At 65.6% G+C, this 21,376-nt stretch carries 20 protein-coding genes and 1 riboswitch; of the genes, 6 read left to right on the top strand and 14 right to left on the bottom strand.

The features are described from left to right. Nucleotides 1-56: 56 nt before the first annotated feature. The 7 genes from BN2156_RS01180 to BN2156_RS01150 all read right to left on the bottom strand — a co-directional run bounded on the left by BN2156_RS01180 (nt 57) and on the right by BN2156_RS01150 (nt 9,439). Nucleotides 57-407, bottom strand: coding sequence for a heavy-metal-associated domain-containing protein (locus tag BN2156_RS01180; RefSeq protein ID WP_235625182.1), 351 nt, complete (start codon nt 405-407; stop codon nt 57-59). A gap of 15 nt (nt 408-422) precedes the next feature. Continuing rightward, nucleotides 423-4,655, bottom strand: coding sequence for an AMP-binding protein (locus tag BN2156_RS01175; protein ID WP_162490707.1), 4,233 nt, complete (start codon nt 4,653-4,655; stop codon nt 423-425). After that, the gene (locus tag BN2156_RS01170) at nt 4,642-4,875 is read right to left on the bottom strand and encodes an acyl carrier protein (RefSeq protein WP_090515312.1); all 234 of its coding nucleotides are present in this window, start codon (nt 4,873-4,875) and stop codon (nt 4,642-4,644) included. The genes BN2156_RS01175 and BN2156_RS01170 overlap by 14 nt, the downstream gene beginning before the upstream one ends. Nucleotides 4,876-4,879: 4 nt before the next feature. Continuing rightward, nucleotides 4,880-6,451 carry a fatty acid--CoA ligase FadD10 gene (fadD10, locus tag BN2156_RS01165; RefSeq protein WP_090509344.1) on the bottom strand — a complete coding sequence of 524 codons (1,572 nt, stop codon included), beginning with the start codon at nt 6,449-6,451 and terminating at the stop codon, nt 4,880-4,882. 24 nt (nt 6,452-6,475) lie between these two features. Next, a complete protein-coding gene (locus BN2156_RS01160; RefSeq protein WP_210436616.1) occupies nt 6,476-7,030 on the bottom strand; it encodes an FcoT family thioesterase in 555 nt (184 codons plus the stop codon). Nucleotides 7,031-7,032: 2 nt separating this feature from the next. Further along, on the bottom strand, nt 7,033-7,902 hold the full coding sequence (gene scoE, locus BN2156_RS01155) for a (3R)-3-[(carboxymethyl)amino]fatty acid oxygenase/decarboxylase (RefSeq protein ID WP_090509340.1): 870 nt from the start codon (nt 7,900-7,902) through the stop codon (nt 7,033-7,035). 79 nt (nt 7,903-7,981) lie between these two features. Continuing rightward, nucleotides 7,982-9,439, bottom strand: coding sequence for a PPE domain-containing protein (locus BN2156_RS01150; RefSeq protein ID WP_276020743.1), 1,458 nt, complete (start codon nt 9,437-9,439; stop codon nt 7,982-7,984). Between the two features lie 173 nt (nt 9,440-9,612). Here BN2156_RS01150 and BN2156_RS01145 point away from each other — a divergent pair, with 173 nt between their 5' ends. Beyond that, nucleotides 9,613-10,422, top strand: a complete 810-nt coding sequence (locus BN2156_RS01145; RefSeq protein ID WP_090509338.1) for a class I SAM-dependent methyltransferase — start codon at nt 9,613-9,615, stop codon at nt 10,420-10,422. Between the two features lie 161 nt (nt 10,423-10,583). On the opposite strand, the gene metE is transcribed toward BN2156_RS01145, so the two are convergent. From metE to BN2156_RS01130, 3 genes are all read right to left on the bottom strand, one after another. Then, nucleotides 10,584-12,857, bottom strand: a complete 2,274-nt coding sequence (gene metE, locus BN2156_RS01140) for a 5-methyltetrahydropteroyltriglutamate--homocysteine S-methyltransferase (protein ID WP_162490706.1) — start codon at nt 12,855-12,857, stop codon at nt 10,584-10,586. A 145-nt stretch (nt 12,858-13,002) separates the two neighbouring features. Beyond that, a riboswitch (cobalamin riboswitch) is annotated at nt 13,003-13,182 on the bottom strand. Nucleotides 13,183-13,264: 82 nt separating this feature from the next. Next, a complete protein-coding gene (locus BN2156_RS01135) occupies nt 13,265-13,966 on the bottom strand; it encodes a sensor domain-containing protein (protein WP_235625181.1) in 702 nt (233 codons plus the stop codon). Continuing rightward, the gene (locus BN2156_RS01130) at nt 13,959-14,504 is read right to left on the bottom strand and encodes an Rv2240c family protein (RefSeq protein WP_090509323.1); all 546 of its coding nucleotides are present in this window, start codon (nt 14,502-14,504) and stop codon (nt 13,959-13,961) included. The genes BN2156_RS01135 and BN2156_RS01130 overlap by 8 nt, the downstream gene beginning before the upstream one ends. A gap of 474 nt (nt 14,505-14,978) precedes the next feature. Between BN2156_RS01130 and BN2156_RS01120 the strand changes: the two genes are divergently transcribed. From BN2156_RS01120 to BN2156_RS01105, 4 genes are all read left to right on the top strand, one after another. After that, complete coding sequence (locus tag BN2156_RS01120) at nt 14,979-15,659, top strand: MspA family porin (RefSeq protein ID WP_090509318.1); 681 nt, start codon at nt 14,979-14,981, stop codon at nt 15,657-15,659. 20 nt (nt 15,660-15,679) lie between these two features. Beyond that, nucleotides 15,680-16,360 (top strand): hypothetical protein, encoded by a 681-nt coding sequence (locus BN2156_RS01115; protein ID WP_090509315.1) that lies wholly within the window; start codon nt 15,680-15,682, stop codon nt 16,358-16,360. Between the two features lie 203 nt (nt 16,361-16,563). Further along, complete coding sequence (locus BN2156_RS01110) at nt 16,564-16,878, top strand: hypothetical protein (protein ID WP_090509313.1); 315 nt, start codon at nt 16,564-16,566, stop codon at nt 16,876-16,878. A 64-nt stretch (nt 16,879-16,942) separates the two neighbouring features. After that, a complete protein-coding gene (locus tag BN2156_RS01105) occupies nt 16,943-17,311 on the top strand; it encodes a hypothetical protein (RefSeq protein ID WP_090509311.1) in 369 nt (122 codons plus the stop codon). On the opposite strand, the gene BN2156_RS30505 is transcribed toward BN2156_RS01105, so the two are convergent. Both BN2156_RS30505 and BN2156_RS01095 read right to left on the bottom strand, forming a co-directional pair. After that, on the bottom strand, nt 17,308-17,712 hold the full coding sequence (locus tag BN2156_RS30505; protein WP_131725119.1) for a hypothetical protein: 405 nt from the start codon (nt 17,710-17,712) through the stop codon (nt 17,308-17,310). The two genes, BN2156_RS01105 and BN2156_RS30505, sit on opposite strands and share 4 nt — an antisense overlap. Beyond that, entirely contained in the window at nt 17,699-18,253 is a 555-nt protein-coding gene (locus tag BN2156_RS01095) for a signal peptidase II (protein ID WP_090509307.1), read from the bottom strand. Before BN2156_RS01095 ends, BN2156_RS30505 begins: the two co-directional genes overlap by 14 nt. A 118-nt stretch (nt 18,254-18,371) precedes the next feature. Here BN2156_RS01095 and BN2156_RS01090 point away from each other — a divergent pair, with 118 nt between their 5' ends. Next, entirely contained in the window at nt 18,372-19,124 is a 753-nt protein-coding gene (locus tag BN2156_RS01090) for an enoyl-CoA hydratase (protein ID WP_090509306.1), read from the top strand. Nucleotides 19,125-19,127: 3 nt separating this feature from the next. On the opposite strand, the gene BN2156_RS01085 is transcribed toward BN2156_RS01090, so the two are convergent. Further along, complete coding sequence (locus tag BN2156_RS01085) at nt 19,128-20,315, bottom strand: dihydrolipoamide acetyltransferase family protein (protein WP_090509305.1); 1,188 nt, start codon at nt 20,313-20,315, stop codon at nt 19,128-19,130. After that, nucleotides 20,312-21,376, bottom strand: coding sequence for an alpha-ketoacid dehydrogenase subunit beta (locus tag BN2156_RS01080; RefSeq protein WP_090509304.1), 1,065 nt, complete (start codon nt 21,374-21,376; stop codon nt 20,312-20,314). The genes BN2156_RS01085 and BN2156_RS01080 overlap by 4 nt, the downstream gene beginning before the upstream one ends.

Genomic DNA, 21,376 nt, shown 5'->3' with positions numbered 1-21,376 from the left:
AACGGTCCTCGATAGAAGTGGTCGTTCGCGCCACGCCGACAGTTCCCGGCAGAAATTCAGCCGCCCATGTGCCCGACGGTCACCCAGCGGATGGCCCTGGCCACCATCGAGGGACTTTTCTGGGCCGGCGCGTCCGGCGAACACGAGTCGTCGTTACCGGCGATGCGCTCTTCGGCGCGGTATCCGGCCTGTTCAACCGCCTCACAGAGGTCGGCGACACTGATGTCGTGACGGGCATCGACGGTGGCGATCTTGGTGGAGATGTCGACCGAGGCGTCCACTCCCTCGATCGCATTCAGCGCCTTCTCCAGCCGGCGTGAGCACGCACCGCAGGACATGCCCGTCACGTCGAGGCGGATCTGTCGGGTGCCTGGTGCCTCGGCACTGTGTGCGGCTACGTCTGTCACTGCCATCCCTCACTGTCATGTGGTGTCTCGTTGATTGGTCGTCGGACAACCGCGTCGAGTTCCCGAACATCCCTGGGCGAGCAGTGCCTGCACCGGCGGCGGTGTCGCCACGAGTTCACCGACGGTGTGGATGCCCAACGGCAGAGCCGGGTATGCGGCCAGGTACTCCGCATAGGTGCGTCCACCGAGCTTCACACCCAATCCGATCCAAGCGTCGATCACCGACCAGCGGCGCGGATTGGCCCTCGCCCAATCGCTTTCGTCCAACCGACGCTTCCATTCGCGACTGTCGACCTCTTCGGAGGCCACGGTTTCGAGCAACTCCCGGTACACGACTGCCTGCCCGCGCATCACATCGATCCCGCAGCCCAACTCGTCAGGTCCGCCGAACTCAGGCAACCTGCCGAGAATGCTCCCTGCCGCCGCGTGCCCGGTCGTCACCTCTTCGGTCAATTCAATCGCCGGATAGGCCTGCAGTGCATGACATGCGTCGGCGACCGACGCCAGGATGTCAGCGGACCCACGAAGCTGTTCGGGCGTCCCCAGGACCCGGGGTAAGCGCACGATCGCGAAGTCGAGCTCTGCGCTCACCCCGTCCACCGCCAATTCCGCGAGCGCCTTAGAGGCCGCGTACGGGTATGGAGCCTGACGCGGGTCGACCACCTCTGCTGCGGTGACATCTCCATTGACGACATAGGTCGACAGGTGCACCAACCGGGTACCCGAAGCCGCGCACTGTTCAGCCATGGCGGTCACCAATTCCACGTTGGCTGAACGGAGTTCGCGGTATGGGACCACCACCTTGGTGTTGCCGATGCAGTTGACGAGGGTGCCGGCCCCGGTCTCCCGGATCAACGCCCCCAACTCGGCCGGACTGAACCCGGGGACGAGGCGCTCGATGCGCACACCCGGCGTGTGCCGAAGCTCCGTCCAGACCCGGTCGACGGGCGGCGCTGACCTCATGGCCAACACCACATCCGGGTGCGCCACGCCGGAGTGCGTCAACTCCAGGATCGCCTCCGCGAACCCGCATCCCAGAATTCCGGACGCGCCCACGATCAGGATCGGTTCAGCGCTCCGGTTGCCCGATGATCGCCGTGGGCCCGGCACCGGGCGGCGGTCCTGCGTCGCCAGTGCGGTGAAATCACGGTCGATCTCCGCGGCGGTGGTGCTGTCCATCCACCCGTCGCTCACCGACAGGTCGTTCACCAGGTTCGCTGCGGTATCGGCACTGATCAGATCGAGGATCGACACCTGCCGACCAAGAAATCGGCGCGTATCCGGCAGGATCCTGACGAGGTCCAGCGACCCGATGCCCTCGCCCAGCAGCGATGCACCGGGGGTGATCGACCGGCCCAGATGGGCGCTCCACATTCGGGCAAGGCCGGCCGCCCGTTCTCCGGCCTCGGGGTCTACCCGCCCGTGCGGTCCTGAACCGGGCGATGTCGGCAGCCTTGCGATGTCGATCTTCCCATTGGGTTTCCTGGGGATACTCACGACGCCTGAAATGACAAAGGATGGCACCCGCGAATCCACCAGGACGTTGCTGATACGTGCTGCCATGGCCGGGTCTTCGTCACCACCGCGGGTCCGCAGCGTCTCGAACCAGACCCCCAGACCACCGTTGTGCAGTTCAACGGCGACATCGATGACCACCGGGTCCGCCGCGATCCGACTGGTGATCACGGCGGTGTCGACCCGCTTGCCCGAGATCTTGACGAGCGCGTCTTTCCGGCCGGCGAACCTCGGGTACCCGGCGCCGTCCATCGTCACCCGGTCGGCAGTCGCGAAGGCACGCTGCCGGCGGCCGTCAGCTGTGGTGACCCAGCCGAAACTGGAGCTGTCCACTCCGAGATAGCCCTCGGTCACCATGTCCCCCACCACCACGACCTCGCCGAATGCGATCACCACCGAGTTCGGAACGAGCGGCCGGCCCAGCCGAAGGCGCGCATCGTGTTCGACCACCCGGCCCCGATCGACGATCGGCAGGTAGGTCACCACGACCGTGGTCTCAGTCGGGCCATAGCTCGACACCAGCGAAATATTCTCGGCGGCAGCGGTATTGACCCATTTGTCGACGGCACCCGGACGGACGGCCTCGCCGCCGATCACGATCTGCCGCACCTGAGAGCGGCCGATGCCGGCCATGGTGTCGACGTCCTCGCAACAGAGCTGCCACAACGCGGTGGGCAAATCCACTACGGTCGCCTTACAGGCCATCAGATCCCTGGTAAGCGCCTGCAGATCACCGGCTTTCACCGCGCCCGAGCGGATGAGTGTCGCCCCGCCGGCAGCGGCACCGAAGACTTCCTCGACACTAATATCGGATGTCAGCGGCGCACATTGGAGGATGGTGTCGTCTGGCCCCCAGCCGTACGCCCTGGTCACCGCAGCACAGAACGTCGCGAGCGACCCATGGCTGACGTGCACGAGTTTGGGTTCCCCGGTCGATCCGGACGTAGGCATGACGTAGGCGGTCCTGGTGGCGAGGTCCGGGTCGTCGGCCGTCTGTTCGACGCGAGCCTCCACCAGGCGCCGGCGCTCCCCGCCGAGGATCGGCGCGATGGCCGCCCCCTCCACATCGATGATGTGCGCTGAGATGCCGTTGCCGTACCGGCTGATCCGTTCGGCCCGCCCGACCACCTGATCGCTGTCGTCACAGACGCTGTATCCACAGCCCGCCAGGTGACATGCGATCAAGAGGTCGATCGTCTTGTCCGTGTCGTCGTCGGTGAACACCACCACATCGCCTGGTGCCACATTGATCTCAAGCAGCGCGGCGATCCAGGCATCCACATGAGGACGACGTCGACGACATTCCGCGACGGACTCGGGGCGATAGAGAAACCAGGCGGATGCCACCGAGCCCTCGGGTTCAGGGTCCTCGGGTCCAGGGTTTTCCGTAACCGAACGCGGTGCTCCGTCACCGGCGATCGCGCACCATTCGCCCACGGTCATCGCGATTGGCGAATCCCACATCGTCGTCATTGATCTCAGGGCGGCCGCGACCCGGCGCGCCAGACCGGCGCCGTTCTGCGACACATCAGCTCTGTTCCAGATGTTGAGGGTGAGCGCGCGGCGTTGCTCGTCGAGCACCGCCGCCACGGTCATGCCCTCGATCGGGCCGATATCCGACGTCACCGGTGCGTCGGACAAGAACGGCGACAGCTCAGGCGCGCACGGCTCACGGAGGAAGTTGAGCGCCAACGTCTCTACGGACGTTGTCCGATTGATCGCCAGATACATCCGGCGGTAGTGCTCTTCGCGCAGCCAGCGGCGCCGGCCGGCTCTGACATAGCCCCGGTCCACCGCGCGCACCACATCCATCACCGATGCATGCGGCGAGAACCGGACAGGCTGCGCAATCGAATTGACCAGGCATGTAGCGACATCGAGGTCAGGATGACCGAAGCGATTGTCGACCGCGTGCACCAGGAGGCATTCGGTGCTGTGCCGAATGCTCGCGTCCACTGCCGTTGCCGCCGCCGCGACGAGCACGTTGAGCGGGACGTTCTCGCGGTCGGCCAGATCGAGGATCTGGTCGTAGTCTTCCCCGGTGATCACGTCGGATTCGACGAGGTTGCCCCTGGCCGCTGTCACCACAGCGTCGGCAGCGGCATGTCCGTGGCGCCCTTCCTCGGCGGCCGCGCTGAGCTCTCGCCGCACGACAGAGGTCAGCCGCTCGAACGATTCGTCGATCTGGATCGCCTCTCGGCGGTGTGCGCCGGCGACACCGCACAGACCTTGACGGACGCAGTCGATATCAGCCAAACCGTCACCGGCGAGGAAGCGCCCCAGGTGGGCTTCGACAATGCCGATCGCTCCCCCGTCGAGCAGGATGTGGTGCGCTTGGGCATCAAGTCCACACACCATTCCGGCGTCGTCGAGATGCACGGTGAAGCGCGCCAACGGCTTTGCGAAGATGCCCGATTCCCACTCACAGGTCAGCGATTCGCTGTCGTGATCGCCGCGCACGTGCACGATGTCATCGACGTCCAGCCGGAGCTCCAGGCCGGGATACTCGTCTGGATCGGAAGGCGCAACCAGAACACACAACTGAACAGGGTTGGCGAAGATGGTCTTCCGCAGAGCGGCCAGGAATTCCAGCTGTGGTGTCGGCTGGAACCGGTAGCGCCTCCCGATCAGGTACAGGAGGGGATCATGGTCCTGCACCACACCGTTGTAGATGTTCTGCTGCGATCGGCTCAGCGGAATCCGTTGCGCATGAGGATCTTCAGACAGGCTCACCCAGCTTCTCCAACTCCTCGACCCAGCCGGCGATCGACAGGTTGTCCGCCAGGCGCCGCGGTATGTCTGAATTCCGGTCGATGCCGAGTTGCTTCATCAACAGCACGAATCGAACCGAGTCCAGCCCCAGGTCCCGCAGGTCTGTCGCATCGCCGTCGACGAGATCCGACTCGTCGACATAGAGCACCTCCGAGAGCGCAGCCAGGATCCTGCCCCTCAGACCGTCAGCCACCGGCCACCGCGCCCAGAGAGGTCCGCATGATCTTGCCGGACTGGGTTCGTGGGATCTGATGCACGAACCTGATGGTCGACGGCCTGGCCATCGGTTCCGACTCCTGCCGGAAGCGCGCGGCGATGGCGTGTTTGAGCTTCCTGGCCGCTGACTCATCCAGAGCCGTCGACGCGACCACAGCCAACCCCACCAACGCGCCGAACTCCCCGTCGGGGATCTCATAACAGGCCGCCTCGCCGACTCCGGCAACCCCCTCGGCAATTCGATCGACCTCATCGGGCGCGATGTTGACTCCGCCCGAGATGATCATCTCTGACGACCTGCCCCGGATATAGAAGAAGCCGTCGTCGTGCCTGTCGAGAATGTCGCCGGTGTTGACCCATCCGTCGACCAGGACCTCGGCCGTCCGGTCGGGATTTCCCCAGTACCCCAGCATGTTCGCCGGCGACTTGATCCACAGCGTGCCTGACGAAGCCGAGTCTGCGCCCGGACGCGAAGGCGGTCCGCTGCCGTCGCCGTCCAGGTGAACCTGCACGCCGGGATAGGGCCGCCCCACCGCTCCGGCCTCGATCCTGGCGATCGACCCGTCATCGGTGGGGAGGCACAGTGCGGTGCAACCAGTCTCACTGAGCCCATAGACCTGGGCGGTACGAACGCCGGCCGCTTCCACGAAGCTGACGTCGGAGGCGATCGCGCGGGAGCCGCCGTATCCGACCATCCGCAGCGACGGTGGAACCGGAGCGCCGGTGGAGCGCAGCTCGGACACCAGCCGGGTCAAAAGGGTGGGCACCAGACAGGTGGTCGCGACGCCGTTGGCGTTGAGAATTTCCCCGAGCGACAACCCGTTCTCGCCGCCGGTGATACACAACCCGCCCTGCATCAGGCAGTTGAGGATCCACCACAGTCCGCCGATGTGTGTGGCAGGCAGTGGCGAGTAGGTGGTTTCGCCGACGACCCAGTCCACCCACGTCAATTGATCCTGCTGCAGGATGTCGGCCACGGAATAGAACGTCCGATTGGCCAGGAGCACTGCTTTTGGCGTCCCTGTGGTGCCGCTGGTGAAGATCATCGCCAGCGGATCGTCCGCCCCTCCGACGGGACCGACGGGCACCGGACGCGAGACCGGGTCGCCATCAACAACAGCAGAGTCTTGAGCGATCTCGACCTCGAAGGTGGGGATCGACCGGAGCGCACCTGAGAGCTCGGCGGTAGGCATCCGACACCCGGGTGCGACCAGGGTCGCACCCGGAGTGGTGATCTCGCCGAACCGGTTCATCGCCGCCGCGGGCATTCCCCCGTCCACCATGACCGAGATGGCCCCGACTCGCGCGCAGGCCAACACTGCCAGGTAGGTCTCGGGGCCGTTGTCCGAGATGACGAACACTCGGCTTCCCCGAGAGACCGACGCGGCGACGAGATCGGCTGCCAGCCTGTCTACTTCGACCATGAGGTCGCGGTAGCGGATAGAACTGGTTCCGTCACAACGACGGAGGGCAATCGCCTCGGGCCGCCGCCTTGCCCGCTCGAAGATGCGTTCCAACACCGTCGGTGGTGGGGGTGTCATAGCCATGCCGCTCTCGTACAGGTGTCAGGGAATGTTGAGCGCCGCGAGTTCGACCTCGCCGGATGCGGCGCCGCCGTCCTCATCCCAGAATTCGACTGTGCACGGAATCTTCAGGTAGCGAATCGTTCGATCCACCACCTCGAAGTCCTTGCACAGCAGCCGTGCCGAGAACCTTTGGGATTTGATCGGACGCCTGAACCGCGATGCCGTCGTCTTGATCAACATGCTGGGGAGTTGGTAGTTGAAGTAGTCCTCGATCGACCACCCCCGGAATTCGGGTATGACCTCGTTGAGGATTGCCGGCGCGAACGCGCTGTATGCGAGTTGGTTGAAGCACAAGACCCACTCGGCAGCGTTGAAGTGGCCGGTGTCCCGAATGTATGCGGGCTCCTTGATACTGAAATTCCCGACGGCCAAGACGGATGTCTCCGTGGCTTCGTACTCTGCGTCGAGCAGATAGCGGCACCCTTTGTAGGAATAGGGTTCCAGCACCTTGATCAGCAGATCTTCGGGGATCGGCGCCATGTGCGCGGTGCCGTGGCCACTCGTCGTCAGGGGCAGCGTCTCGACGGTGCTCATGGTCATACCCCATATCCCGGTGTCGTGAGGCCGTCCAGCATGGTCAGCCGATGAGTGGTCAGAGTGCCCGGCGCGGTGCCGTGTTTCGCCCGGTGCATCAGAACCCGGTTGTCCCACAACACGACATCGCCGACCTCATAGTGTTGGGTGTGGATGAACGGTGACACGAAATCCGGATCGAGCTGCCCGGTGGCAGTCATGAGCTGTTGTAGTACAGCAGGATCCAGCACGTTTCCGTGCTCGTCCTCGATCTTGGTGGTGCCTGACGCGCAGATGTAGAGGATTTCCTGTCCCGTCTTCGGGTGCCTGATCACCGTCGGCCATTTGATCGGCGGCGTGGTCTCAGAGATCTCGTCCCAGACCTCACCGATCGGCTTGTACACGTCGTGTGGGCGAATCTTGATGTGGCGCCGCGGATCATGCGTGGCGAACGTGCCACGCACCGGGTCACGTACGGCGTCCGGAAGGGACTCCCACACCCTGTTGAGGTCGATGAAGTAGGTCCCGCGGTCGCTTCCGGGCACTGCCAGCGGAACCACCATCGAGAATGCGAACGGTTCGGGCATGAACATGTAGTCGATGTGCCAGAAGGCGCCGGTCCGGGGTACGCCGTGCCCCTGCTCTGTCGAGGAGACGAAGATCTCCGGGTGGTCCATGTGGTGATAGATCGGCTCGTAGTACGTGACGACGTCGCCGAGGATGCGGCCCAGCTTCAGGAACTCTTCGGGAGCGGGATGAACGTCTTTCAGAACAACGAGTTTGTGTTTGTAGACGAGTTCCCGGATCTCTTCCCTCGTGATGTCGTCGAGATTCTTGGGGTCGATTCCCGTGACTTGCGCCCCGAGACCCTCCCCTTTCACATTCAGCGTCATGTCTTCTCCTCGTGCGGCACTGCGCTGCGCCGGTGTGCGACTGAAAGATTGGTCGGATCAAATGGGTTGAGAGTTCCAGCTATTCGCGTCGCTCATCTGAATCGACCACCCAGGTACCGGGAAGCATCGGGACGGCTTCCCCGGCGCCGGTGCGCGCCTGGCGCACCATCCCTGAGGCCGATGCAGTCGTGGTGACCGGTGCAGCCCCGGAGAAGCCAAGAGTGGTCGTCCCCTTTTCGCTGGACCACCGCGACCGGGATCGGGTCGGGTCCGGCTCTTCGACGGTGGCATCCACAGTGTCGTCGGCGGACAGAAACTCGTACCGGTAACTTCGCGCGCGGTCTCGTTTCCGGCCGGTCTGCCTTCGACGGCCACGAGCGACAGCAGCTGCTCGCGCCGCAGCAACGGTGCTGAAGGTATCTGCGATCGCATCAGGGGATTTCGTGCCCGACTTGGGTCCCGATGCCACGGCGGGCGGATCCAGACCAGGGACGACGTAGCCGGCGATCGGAGACGCTGTCGGGCCCGTTGCACCGCCGCCGGCCGGCGCACCAGAGCTGGAACCGCCGGTCTGGGGAACGGCGCTGGATAGCCCGGGCGGGCCCAATATCGCGCCGGCACCGACGGTCGGAGTGGTGCGATGGCCGGTGTTGACCTCGACGGGCGCCGGCGACACAACGAGGGGCGGCACCTTGTTCTGCAGGTGCGCCAGTGCACTCAGTGCGCTGAGGGCACTGAGCGCAGGCAGGAAGAACGGCAGCAGCAGTAGCGAATACGAGGCGTAATACGGGTACCAGAGCATGTCGTACAGCACCAGCGCGATGACCGCGAGGATGGCGGCCTCGGCCGGGTTGAATCCCAATTGGTCGAAGAGCTGTTGAAACGTCTCGAGAAGTTTTTCGGGATTGCCCGCACCTGAGATGAGCTCGGAGATCAGCCTCCAGATGTCGCTCAGGGGCTGGCTGTCCGAGGTTGAACCCGAAGTGTTCTGCTGCTCGCTTTGTGCTTCGCCTCCGGGCGCCAGGATCGACGGGGCCGGCTGGGGTGGCGGGACCGCCTCGGAGGCGCTCGCCGCGATGGCCTGGTACGTCATCATCGTTTCGGCGGCCTGTAGCCACATCCGCACGTAGTCGGCTTCATTGACCGCAATCGGTATGGTGTTGACACCGAAGAAGTTGGTGGCCAGGAGCACGCCGTGGGTGACATGGTTGGCGGCGAGTTCGACCAGGGTAGGCATGGTCGCGAGTGCACTGCTGTATGCGGCTGCGACTGTGTGGTGCTGTGCGGCGGTGACCGCACTGTCGGCTGACGCCTTTTCCAGCCACGCCAGGTAGGGTCCATGGGCAGCTGCGTATTGCGCTGCACTGGACCCTTCCCAGCTGTTGATCTGCACGTCAGCGAGGATCTGTGTGAGTTCGGCTGCTGCCGCGCTGTATTGAGTACTCAGCGCCTCCCACTGCGCGGCTGCGGCGAGAAGAGATCCGGGACCCGGGCCCGTGCTCAACTGCGCAGAATGCACCTCGGGGGGTACCGCCAGCCAGATCGGGGCAGTCACGTCATCACCTCCTCGCACGAGCCTTGTCCTCGAGCTAGTCGGTCACGAGCCACAGAAAGTTCCCGAGATGTCGCGATCACCTGTCAACCGGGGCAACGACTCTCGACACGGCACGGTGGGTGTGCCGCCAATCCGCCGGCAGGTACGGTCGTGCCATGCCAGTCGTCGACGCGCGTCATCTGACCGCGGTATCAGAGACCGCACTCCTGACTCTGCACCAGCGAGCGACAGAGGCCGCCCGGCCTGACGGCATCATCGACGACCCGCTGGCGATCACCCTGCGAGAAGATCTCGGCTACGACTATCACCACTTCGGCCGTACCCACCAGGCCACCGCGCTCCGAGCTCTGGCATTCGACATCGCGTCTCGGCGGTACCTCCGGACGCATCCCCGCGCCACCGTGGTCGCCCTGGCCGAGGGACTGCAGACCAGCTTCTGGCGCCTCGACAACGGCGAGATGACCTGGATTTCAGTCGATCTCGACCCGATCGTGCTCTTGCGTCAGCAATTGTTGCCGCCATCCGACAGGCTGCGACACCTGGCGCAATCCGCGCTCGACCACTCCTGGATGGACCAGGTGGACGCCACCGACGGTGTGCTCATCACCGCCGAAGGATTGTTCCAGTACCTGGAGCAGCACGCCGTGTTCGACCTGATTGCCGCATGCGCTGCCCGGTTCCCCGGCGGGCAACTGGTTTTCGACAGCGTCCCGAGCTTTTTGAGCTGGTACTCACAACGACGCGGTATCAGACTCAGCAAGCACTACACCGCGCCGCCGATGCCGTTCTCCTTCACCGCCGACCGGTATGACGAATTACGTTCCATACCTGGAGTTCTCGCAGTACACGAGCTTGACATGCCCACGGGGCGCGGCAAGGTCTTGTCGCGCGCCGCAGGTCTGATCTACCGATCCCGCAGGCTCGCGCGATTCCGGGCACCGACCAACGTCATCGAATTCGGTTGACGCGCAGGAGGTAAGCCGTACCGAGCGTGGGTCTTGTGCACAGAAATCGACCACTTCGCGCACACGACAGCCACGCTCGGCGATTCGAAAAGCCTACGCGACCCCGATCGGCGCGCCGTTGGCAGCCTGGCTGGATGCTCAGGCTGCCACGAGCTGACCCGCTATCCTCTGCGAACCTCGGCGGCCGCGGCGACCAGGTGCTTGAGCGACTCGGTCACCTCGTCGGTGGTACGAGTCTTCAACCCGCAGTCCGGGTTGACCCAGAGTCGTTCGGCCGTAACCGCATCGAGCGCCTCCCGCAGCAACGCGGCTATCTCTTCGACTCCGGGGACCCTCGGCGAATGGATGTCGTACACACCGGGTCCGACGCTGTTCGAGAATCCGGCGGCGTTGAGATCATCGAGCACCTCCATGTGGGACCGGGCCGCTTCGATCGAGGTCACATCGGCATCGAGATCTGCGATGGCGCCGATCACCTCACCGAACTCCGAGTAGCAGAGATGGGTGTGGATCTGGGTGGAATCGTCCACCCCCGAGGTGGACAAGCGGAACGCGTCCACCGCCCAGTTCAGGTACGCCTCTTTGTCTTTCGAGCGCAACGGCAGCAGCTCACGCAGTGCGGGCTCGTCGACCTGGATGATCGCGATGCCGGCCGCCTGCAGATCGACCGTCTCGTCCCGAATCGCCAGTGCCACCTGTGCAGCCGTATCCGCCAGTGGCTGGTCATCGCGAACGAACGACCAGGCAAGAATGGTCACCGGGCCGGTGAGCATGCCCTTGACCGGCTTGGCCGTCAGAGACTGGGCATAGGTGATCCACTCGACCGTCATCGGCTCGGGCCGGCCCACATCCCCGTACAGGATCGGCGGACGCACGCACCGACTGCCATAGGACTGCACCCAACCGTTCTGCGTGGCGAAGAACCCGTCGAGCTGCTCGGCGAAGTACTGCACCATGTCGTTGCGCTCGGGCTCGCCGTGCACCAGCACGTCGAGGCCCAGCTGCTCCTGCAGTTTGATGACGTCGGCGATCTCGGCCTTCATCCGACGCTCGTACTCCGCGGCGTCGATCTTCCCGGACCTGAGCTCGGCGCGGGCAATACGAATGGCCGAGGTCTGCGGGTAGGACCCGATCGTCGTGGTAGGCAGCGCAGGAAGTTTCAGCCGGCCCTGTTGGGCGGCCCGCCGCCGATCGGCCGGTCCCCGCTTGGCGCCCGAAGCAACGATCGCTGAGATCCGTTCCCGGACTTGGCCGTTGTGGAGCCGTGGATCGGATGTGCGCGACTCGAGGGCCGCGTTGGACGCTGCGATCTCCGCCGAGATGGTCTCACGTCCGTCTTTGAGACCGCGCGCCAGCGCCACCACCTCAGCGACCTTCTCGAAGCCAAAGGCCAGCCGGCTCCGCAGCGCAGCGTCCAGGTCGTTCTCCGCATCGAGGGTGTAAGGCACATGCAGTGTCGAACACGATGTCGACACCGCCACCGTCTTGGCGCTGCCCAGCAGTTTGGAGAGGCTGCCCAGAGCTGCCTCCAAGTCAGTGCGCCAGATATTGCGCCCGTCGACCACACCCGCCACCACGAGCTTGTCGGCGAGCTCCGGCACTGCGGCCGGCGCGGCACCGGTTCCGGCAACCAGATCGACGCCGATGGCCTCGACTGGGGTACGCGCCAGGGCGGCCAGCGCATCGCTGCGCTCACCGAAATAGGTTGCGGCGAAAACGGACGGCCGCTTGGCCAGTTCGCCAAGACGAGTGTAGGTTCGCTCGGCGAGTTCGGCTGCATTGTCGACGATGTCGGTCACCAACACCGGCTCGTCGATCTGAACCCACTCGATTCCCTTATCTGCCAACAGTTCCAGCAGTTCGGCATAGACCTCTACGAGGTCACCGAGGCGAGCCAGCGGCGCTTCCGCACCATCGACGGCTTTGGACAGCGCCAGGAAGGTGATGGGACCGACGATTACCGGACGTGCCGGAATCCCCTGTGCACGTGCCTCTTCCAACTCCCCTAGCACCTTGGCCGGATTGAGGGTGAAGATGGCCTCCGGCCCGATCTCGGGCACGAGGTAGTGGTAGTTCGTGTCGAACCACTTGGTCATCTCCAACGGAGCATTCTCGTCGTCGCCGCGGGCCGCAGCGAAATAGCGATCCAGATCGTCGGCGATGCCGTTCACCCGGGTTGGCAGGGCACCGAGCAGAACTGCGGTGTCAAGCATCTGGTCGTAGTAGGAGAACGTGTTGACCGGAATCGAGTCCAGCCCGGCCGCGACGAGAGACTCCCAGGTGTCGCGCCGCAAGCTCGCCGCGACGGACTCGAGTTCTGCGCGCTCGATACGACCTGCCCAGTATTTCTCGAGGGCACGTTTGAGTTCACGTTTGGGCCCGATTCGGGGTGACCCCAGAATGGTGGCGGAAAAGGGTGTTGCGGTTGTGCTCATGACGACGTCCTTCAACATGCGAGGGATGGCCACCGCCAGGAGACACCGAACCGACCACGGCCACCCGCCACGAGCGAACCGCGTTCGGTCACTGCCCATTCCACGAGGCGATGAACCACCGGACGCGGCGCGCCCGGTACGGCTGGCAGGTCTTCGGACTCACAGGCGCGCACGCAATCCGTGCTCCTACTGGCCGTCGCTTCCCAGCCGCAGATTCCTGCGGGCCAGTGCTGATGACGGCGGTCGTTCCTGCATACCGCTGCGGGACAGTCCCGGATTCCCACCGGGTTCCCTCTCACGCCGCATCTCGATCAGCATGCGGCGCTCGATGCCGGCACCGCAAACACCCCGGTACCGGCAAACCAGCTGCGAGCAACAGACTACCCGCCACCAGGGCGGGCCCGGGCTCAGCCGCGAATGAGCGCTTTGACCTCGTCGGCCACCTGGGCGGCCTGCGTCACCGTCGAGTTGGCCGGCTTGCAGGCTTGGGCGTCGATGATCACGTTCGCCTCGACCGCCAGCACCCGCTGGCAGGAGCGGAGCTGCTCTCCCGTGCCCCGGGTGAACGGCATCGTCAACTGAGTGTCCGTCTCGGTCAGCGGCCCGCTGCGCCACTTGGGCAGCTGCTGCCCGTTGAGGTTGATGTTGACATTGTGATCGGAACACTTGGCCCAGCGGTCGGCCGACTGCCGATAGAAATCGCGCGCCTGCTGCTCCGACGGGTACGACACCACCGACTGGACCACCAGGTTGTCCCAGTTGTCATTGTTGGGTGAGCGCTGCAGCTGCTGACGCATCGCAGTCCAGCCTTCTCCGTAGATCGCCGCCTCGTTGACCTGCCACACTCCCAGGCAGTTGAGGTTGGGCAGCAGGTTGCGGTGATCGCCCATCGTCCGCACCGTCTGACGTGGCGTCATCCCGGTGGTCCCCATCAGGGTGTTCATCTCGTCGGCACTGAGCAGCAGGCCGTCGAGGTCGGCGTCCCCGAGCAGTTTGGGCGCAGCCGACTCGTCCTTGCCGCCACCCGAACAGCCACTCAAGGCCAGCGCCGTCACCAGAATGGCTGTTGCACAGCGCAATACCGCACGCATCGGAGCCGAATCAGGCATGCGTGCCGGCCAGCGCGCACGCCATCTGTGCGTTGTGCGCGTCCTCGTTGAGCTCGTTGGCGGTCACATTCAGGGTGTTCCCACTACCGCGCAGCCCCATCTTCAACAGCAGCTTGGTGGCGTCCAGCGACCACGAGCGCATCGGGCTGGCGATGTCCGGCGACAGCCCGGGCGTGTTCGCCGCACTCATCGCCTGCGCGGCCGACTCGCGAAGTGCCGTGCGACCACTCGTATTCGACATGTTCACGATCGGATCCGCGTAGTCGGGACGCTCGGTGCCCTCGATCGTGTCGGCGAAGTCCCCATAGAACGTGGCGGCGTTGTCCAGCGCATCGGCGAACTGCGAGCACGCGGTGACCGCGGCGGGTCCGATGTCACCCGCGGCAACCGGCGGCGCGGCCGGATCGGGCACACCGACCGGAGCCGGAGCGGCCATGGGATCGGGCGAACCCACCGGCGCGGGACTCGGGGCGGGCGCCGGGATCGGCGCGGGATCGGTATGGACGGCACCATCGGGTTCGGCCGACGCCGTTGGCATCACTGCGAATCCGACTCCCAGTGCGATACCGAAGACAGCAAGTCCTCGCCCGAGTCGCTGTGATGTCACCTGTGTCCTCCAAAGGTAGAAACCCGCCCCATCCATCCGTTCGTCGACCGAACGCGGGCAGGCCTCGCTTGCATTGCTCCCATACCGTCGAGGGGTCAAGTGTCCAGAAGGTGAACGGACGACCAACGCGTCACCTCTACCGATCGTCCATTGTGTGCGCGGTGCGGAATCGCCTATCTATATAAGGAAGGCATTGTGGCCCACGCCATTACCAGCAAGCTCACAGTTTGGCGGACTCCAGCTGGATGGGAATGCGGCGGCAACTGTTGGGGCGTTGTTCACCGTTTCGAAACGCGACCGGTTCATGATTCGTCGCGACAGATTCCTTGGATGCCATGGCTTCTGACGACCATGACGCGTCGCAGACCATCAGGATCCAGAACCACGAGAGGCGCAAGTTCACGCATGTTGAGTCGTTTTGCCACCCTGGCTGCAGTCTGCATGTTGGCCCCTGTAGCGATTGCGCCCCTTGCACAGGCTGATCCCCCGCCCCCGCCGCCGGACCCCGCCGCGGTCGACGGCCCGCCGATCGACAACGGCGTAGTCGCCTCCGCCGAGCCCGGTGTCGTCACCACCCCCGACGGCTGGAAGCTCACCGTGGCGGCCAGCAACGAGAGCCAGCTGCCCGTCGCCCCGCTGACCACCGCCGTGTCCTCGCGCGAGTACATGGTGGCCGGCACCTTCACCGGAACCGTCAGCGGCGCAGGGAAGACCACCCTCAACGGCGGCACCCTGGACACTGGATACCAGATCGGTTGCGGCATCGACCTGGGCCAGGTCCGCCTCATCGGTTCGGTGGGTCTGTCCACCTCCGGATCGACCCTGGGCGGCCTGATCCCCACCGGCCTGAGCGTCCCGCTGTCCGGCACGATCGAGATCCACCTCAAGCCCGGAACCGTGAACAACGTTTCGGTGAACAAGAAGTCGTTCAAGGCCGCACCCGTTCGCGTCACACTCAAGGACGTCCACATCAAGCTCGACGGCTGCGTCGGCCAGTCGTTCCTGCGGTCCTACGCGACCCTGACCAGCTCCACGACCGACACCGACGACGTGGTGGCCTACTACGGCGTCACCAAGTCCGTCTGAGCCGGGCTGAACCCACTGTCATGAAACCCACGCTGAAGCCGTCACATCGCATCATGGTGGCCGGCGTGCTGGCGCTCGGAGCGGCGGTCGCCTCCTCGGCGACCGCCGCTGCCGATCCGGCCCCGGATGCCCCTGTCGAACCGGCGGTTCCCGCACCCGCTCCTCCGCCTCCACCCCAGGGGCCGATGGTGCCGGGGATCGGCGCTCCGCTGGGACCCACCGGCTTGTCCCTGCTCGAGCAGAACGGCACGCCGACCGGCGGGCCGCTCGGTTTGCCGCAAGGCGTCGACCTGAATCCGAACAACTTGCTGGCGCAGAACGCGGCCCCCGGCGGTCCGCCCGCCGCCGCCCCACCCAGCCTGCGTGCCTTCAACAACGGTTATCTGCTCCCCCAGAACGAGAAGCCCGCCGCCCCGGGCCAGGGAACGATGGTCGGGGTGGCACCGGGTGAGGAGAACGCCGACATCTCGGGGCGCGATTACCTCAAACAGCTGCACGAGCTGTACCGCAACGGCAACCTGAAGGGCTCGCTGCTCGGCCAGATGCCCCAGCAGCAACTCGGTGAGCCATTGCCCGGCACGGCGCCTTTGCCGGGCACCAATGTCCCACCGGGACTCGCCCAGTACCTTCCGGACCCGGCCGCACCGGTGGACCCGGCCGCACCGCCAGTCCCGCCGGCTCCCGCACCTCCGGCGCCATGAGCGGTTCGGGCAGCGTCCGACATCTCCCCGGACGCTGCCCGAACCGTTTCACCCCCGTCTTACCCTGACCAGCCCGAACGTCGCCCAACCAAAGTATCGTAACTTTGCGTTCACCTGCCGTACAGGAGGAATACACTTACTGGCGACGGCCGGGCCAACCGGTGAGAGCGACAGCATGAGACCCGACCGCCAGGAGGGTCGGGATGCTGACGCACACGCGGAATTCACACATTGCCGGACTGGCCGTGATCGTTCCGGCCATCACATTCGGGACCGCGCCACCGGCGGCTGCGGAACCCACCCCGGGCGGTCAACCAGCCGACCAGATCATCTCGGAGCTCGGTGACGAGGGCTATACGGTGGCCATCAACTGGGTGGGCGGCGCCAGCACATTGCCGCTGGACAGATGCCAGGTCAATTCCATCCACAACCCCAACCGCGGGGTTCCCCCGTTGCCGAAGTCATCGGTGACGGTCTACGTGGATGTGCAGTGCCCGGACGAGTCCTCGAACTCCTGACCGGCGCACGCCACCCCCTGTCGGCATAGACTGGCACGGCGGTCCGGCCCGCCGGGAGGTCATCATGGCGCGAGCATCGCGGTGCGTTAATGCGTTCTCCCCCTTGGTGTTGTGCTGCTCCGGCATCCTCGCCGTGGCCGCCGCTCCACTAGCCGCGGCGGATCCCACGGCCACCGGGCAATCGGCCGATGCGGTGATCAGCGACCTCGAGGATCAGGGCTACAACGTCGAGATCAACTGGGTAGGCGGGGTCAGCACGATGCCGTTGTCGGAGTGCTCGGTCAAGGGCATCCACAACCCCGACCGGTCTTCACCGCCCGCCCCGAGATCCACGATCACGGTGTACGTCGACGTGTCCTGCCCCAATGAACCCGATGACGCCTCTGTCATCCTCGGCCCGATCGGGCCTTTCGGCCCGTTCGGCATCGGCTAGACCGCTCCCGCACTGGGCGCCGGCGTCGTGGCGTACGGGTTCGACATGGTGGTGGTCGGCAACAGGGTGGTGTCCACCGGGGCTTCCGCCGGCGGCGGCGCAGGCGCATTTGATGGTCCGGCGTCGTCACTGGTGCTCACCGGTGCCCGCGGCGACGTGCTGGTAGTCGTTGTCGTCGCCCGCGACGATGCCGGCTTCGTGCGCGAGACCGGGGTGAGCCGCTCAGGTTGAACCGGGGACACCGAGTGGTGCGACGTCATCAGGATCGCGAACACCAGTGCGCCGATGGCCAGTACGCCACCGATCCCGGCAGCGACCACCGCCGCCCTCGTCTCGTGCCATGGAACGCTGGGCGGGCTGTCCGCTGGGACGACCCGCAGATCCGAATCAACTTCTGGCATGCGGCCCCGAGTTCCGAGCGGTGCCGTCGAACGGAAAACCCGACAACGACAACGCAATCAACCAGACCACACCTGCCAGCACGGCGAGATCCGCGACGTTGAACACCGGCATCGGGCCGATGGCCAGAAAGTCGACCACATGTCCTCGCAGCGGCCCGGGAGCCCGGAAGAACCGGTCGACGAGGTTGCCCGCGGCCCCGCCCAGAATCGTCCCGAGGCCCAGGGCCCACCACGGCGAGCGGACATACACACCGATCCAGCCGATGGCCGCGGCCACCGACAGAACAACGATGGTCAGCATCACGGTACGGTCGGCGGCCATCGACAGCGCCGCACCGGAGTTGCGGGTGAGTTCGCACGCCAGCCAGTCACCGAGCAGCGGGACCGTGCGGCCGGGCTCGAGCATGCCCACGGCCAGAGCCTTGGTTCCCACGTCGATCAGGAAGATCGCCCCCGCGGCCAACAACAGCAGCCGACGCCGCGTCGGCTGCACCGACCCGGCGCCCGGGGCGCCAGAAATACCGGCAATGTCAGCCGTCACCGAATCATTGTCCGCTCACCCGCGCCGGACCGCCGGGTGCGGCGGCTGACGTTTCGATGAACATTTGTGGTCACCGAGCGCACTGTCACGCCGACGACCCGGACGCTAGGGTGGCCTCGTGCCGGATTCCGTGTTGGTCAGCGTCGACGATCACATCGCAGTCATCACCGTCAACGATCCCGATCGCCGCAACGCGGTGACCTTCGAGATGTCGGCGGCCCTGCGCGCCGCGGTCGAGGCCGCCGAGGCCAATCCCGATGTGCACGCCGTGATCGTCACCGGTGCGGGCAAGGCATTCTGTGCCGGTGCCGACCTCACCGCGCTCGGCGAAGCCACCGAGGACGGCCTGCGCAAGATCTACGACGGGTTCCTCGCTGTGGCGAACTGCACTCTCCCGACCATCGCCGCGGTCAACGGCGCTGCCGTCGGCGCGGGCCTGAACCTGGCCCTGGCGGCCGACGTGCGTATCGCCGGCCCCGCCGCACTGTTCGATCCGCGGTTCCAGAAGCTCGGCATCCACCCCGGCGGCGGCGCCACCTGGATGCTGCAGCGCGGTGTCGGCCCGCAGGTGGCTCGGGCGGCGCTGTTGTTCGGCATGCGCTTCGACGCCGAATCCGCAGTGCGCCATGGTTTGGCGTTGTCGATCGCCGAGGATCCGGTGGGCGCCGCACGCATGCTCGCCGCCGGCCCGGCCGGCGCTCCACGTGACGTGGTGATCGCCACGAAGGCCTCGATGCGCGCCACCGCGAATCCGGGAACGGTCGACACCGATCAGCATGGGACCGCCGTCGACATCGAACTCGGCCCGCAGGCCCGCTCCATCGAATCCCCGGAATTCGCTGCGCGTTTGGCCGCCGCCAAGCGCAAGTAGCCGCTATAGGTCCACGAGGGCCAGCTCGGGCGCCTCGATCAAAGACCGCAGGTCACACAGGAACGCGGCGGCCTGGGCGCCGTCGACGACGCGATGATCGAAGGCACAGGTCAGTGACATCGTGGGGCGGGGTACCACCGCGCCGTCGAACACCACCGGCCGCGGTTTCATCGAGCCCATACCCAGGATGGCGGCCTCCGGATAGTTGATCACCGGCACACCGTCGTCCAGACCGAGTGCACCGAAATTGGACACAGTGAACGTCGACCCGCTCAACTCGGCGGGGCCAAGGGTTCCAGCTCTTGCCCGCTCGATAAGCCGGACCACCGCTGCGGCCAGCTCACGGGTCGTCATCGACTGCGCGTCACGGACCACGGGGACCAGCAGTCCGCGCGGCGCGGCCACCCCGAAACCCAGATGTACTGCCGGGTGCCGGTGAATCTGAGGACCTTCGGCGGTTTCCAGCCAGGTGGAGTTCAGCAGCTGATGCCGTCCGAGCGCCACCACCAGCAGCCTCAAGGTCAGCACGAACGGTGTGACAGGCAGGTCGGCATCGGCAGCCTTGATGCGCTCACGCAACCGCACCAACGCGGAGCAGTCCACGTCCACCCGCGCGTGAGCATCGGGGATTTCCTTACGTGACAACGACATCCGTCGCGCCATGGCGGCCTGCACACCGGTGACGTCGACGATGTCCGAACTACCCGCCGCGGCCAGGACGTCGTCGCGGGTGACGATCCCCTCCGGCCCGGAGCCCGGCGCCAACTTTGCAATGTCCACGTGCAGTTCGGCCGCCAGTTTGCGGACCGGCGGCTTGGCGCGGGCCTTCGGGCCCTCGGGCCCCGGTGTGCGCCTGCTGGTATCCATGGTGTCGTCGGCACCGTAGCCGACGAGTACCGATTTACGAGGCGCCGCACCGTTTTTCACCGTGCCGGTTGGAGCTTCGGCCGGCTCGTGGGTGTCGAACCGGACCAACACCGAACCGACGGTCAAGGTGTCGCCTGCCTTGCCGCCGAGCTCGAGCACCTGGCCGGCGAACGGGCTGGGGATCTCCACCTCGGCCTTGTTGGTCTCGACGGTGCACAGGGTCTGATTAAGCTCGACGGTGTCGCCCACCGCAACGCTCCAGCTCGTGATCGTGGCGTCCTGCAACCCCTCGCCGAGATCGGGGACCAGGAACTCCCGGTTCACGGCTGCCCCATCGCACGCTCGACACAATCGAGCAGGCGATCGACCCCGGGCAACCACACCTTCTCCAGCCGGGCCGGTGGATAGGGCGTGTCAAAACCGGTGGCACGCAACACCGGTGCCTCAAGGTCGTAGAAGCACTCCTCGGAGATCCGGGCCGCCAACTCGGCTCCGAACCCCAGGGTGCGGGGTCCCTCGTGCATGACGACGGCCCGGCCGGTGCGCTGCACCGACGCTGCGACGGTGTCGAAATCGAGGGGGTTGAGGGAGCGAAGATCGACAACCTCCAGGCTCCAACCGCGCTCGGCGGCCAGGTCCGCCGCGTTGAGCGCCGTGGCCACCAACCCGCCGTAGGTGATGACGGTGACGTCGGTTCCGGCGCACCGCACCATCGCCCGGCCGATCGGCGGAGCTGATGTGCCGGTGTCGACGAGCTCACGCGCCCAATAACGCCGTTTGGGCTCCAGGAACATCACCGGGTCGGGACTGCCGATCGAATACCGCAGCAGCCAGTACGCATCCGACGGAGTGGACGGTACGACCACCTTCAGTCCGGCCGTGTGCAGCCAGTACGACTCGGTGGACTCCGAGTGATGCTCAACCGCACCGATGCCGCCGAATGACGGAATCCGCACCGTCACACCCATGTTGACGTCCCCGTGGGTGCGCATCCGGTATTTGGCCAGGTGACTGACGATCTGGTCGAAGGCCGGATAGCTGAACCCGTCGAACTGGATCTCCGGCACCGGGGTGAACCCGCGGATCGCAAGACCGATCGCCACCCCGATGATCGCCGATTCGGCCAGCGGCGTATCGAAACACCGTTCGGCGCCGAAAGTCTCGGCCAGCCCTTCGGTGACCCGGAAGACGCCGCCGAGGGTGGCGACGTCCTCGCCGAACACCAGCACATGCTCGTCGGCGGCCATCGTATCGTGCAATGCCCGGTTGATCGCGGCGACCATGGTCAACTCGGTGGCGGCCGGTGACCCGAGCGAAATGAGTTTCGGTTCCCACGGCTCCGGCGAGTCACCTTGAGCGGCAGGACGATCGATGATCTGGGTCAT

Source organism: Mycolicibacterium neworleansense, assembly GCF_001245615.1.
GTDB lineage: Bacteria > Actinomycetota > Actinomycetes > Mycobacteriales > Mycobacteriaceae > Mycobacterium > Mycobacterium neworleansense.
The sequence above is the reverse complement of the archived record's forward strand: the minus strand, read 5'-3'. Positions and strand labels throughout refer to the sequence as shown.

Excerpts from the sequence above, each read along its gene's own strand:
- BN2156_RS01130 (WP_090509323.1), bottom strand. The coding sequence starts at position 14,504 with ATGCCAACGGCGTCGGCCGAACCCGATGGTGCCGTCCATACCGATCCC.
- BN2156_RS01160 (WP_210436616.1), bottom strand. The coding sequence starts at position 7,030 with ATGAGCACCGTCGAGACGCTGCCCCTGACGACGAGTGGCCACGGCACC.
- BN2156_RS01120 (WP_090509318.1), top strand. The coding sequence starts at position 14,979 with ATGTTGAGTCGTTTTGCCACCCTGGCTGCAGTCTGCATGTTGGCCCCT.
- BN2156_RS01105 (WP_090509311.1), top strand. The coding sequence starts at position 16,943 with ATGGCGCGAGCATCGCGGTGCGTTAATGCGTTCTCCCCCTTGGTGTTG.
- BN2156_RS01080 (WP_090509304.1), bottom strand. The coding sequence starts at position 21,376 with ATGACCCAGATCATCGATCGTCCTGCCGCTCAAGGTGACTCGCCGGAG.
- BN2156_RS30505 (WP_131725119.1), bottom strand. The coding sequence starts at position 17,712 with ATGCCAGAAGTTGATTCGGATCTGCGGGTCGTCCCAGCGGACAGCCCG.
- BN2156_RS01110 (WP_090509313.1), top strand. The coding sequence starts at position 16,564 with ATGCTGACGCACACGCGGAATTCACACATTGCCGGACTGGCCGTGATC.
- BN2156_RS01115 (WP_090509315.1), top strand. The coding sequence starts at position 15,680 with ATGAAACCCACGCTGAAGCCGTCACATCGCATCATGGTGGCCGGCGTG.
- metE (WP_162490706.1), bottom strand. The coding sequence starts at position 12,857 with ATGAGCACAACCGCAACACCCTTTTCCGCCACCATTCTGGGGTCACCC.
- BN2156_RS01145 (WP_090509338.1), top strand. The coding sequence starts at position 9,613 with ATGCCAGTCGTCGACGCGCGTCATCTGACCGCGGTATCAGAGACCGCA.
- scoE (WP_090509340.1), bottom strand. The coding sequence starts at position 7,902 with ATGACGCTGAATGTGAAAGGGGAGGGTCTCGGGGCGCAAGTCACGGGA.
- BN2156_RS01135 (WP_235625181.1), bottom strand. The coding sequence starts at position 13,966 with ATGCCTGATTCGGCTCCGATGCGTGCGGTATTGCGCTGTGCAACAGCC.
- fadD10 (WP_090509344.1), bottom strand. The coding sequence starts at position 6,451 with ATGACACCCCCACCACCGACGGTGTTGGAACGCATCTTCGAGCGGGCA.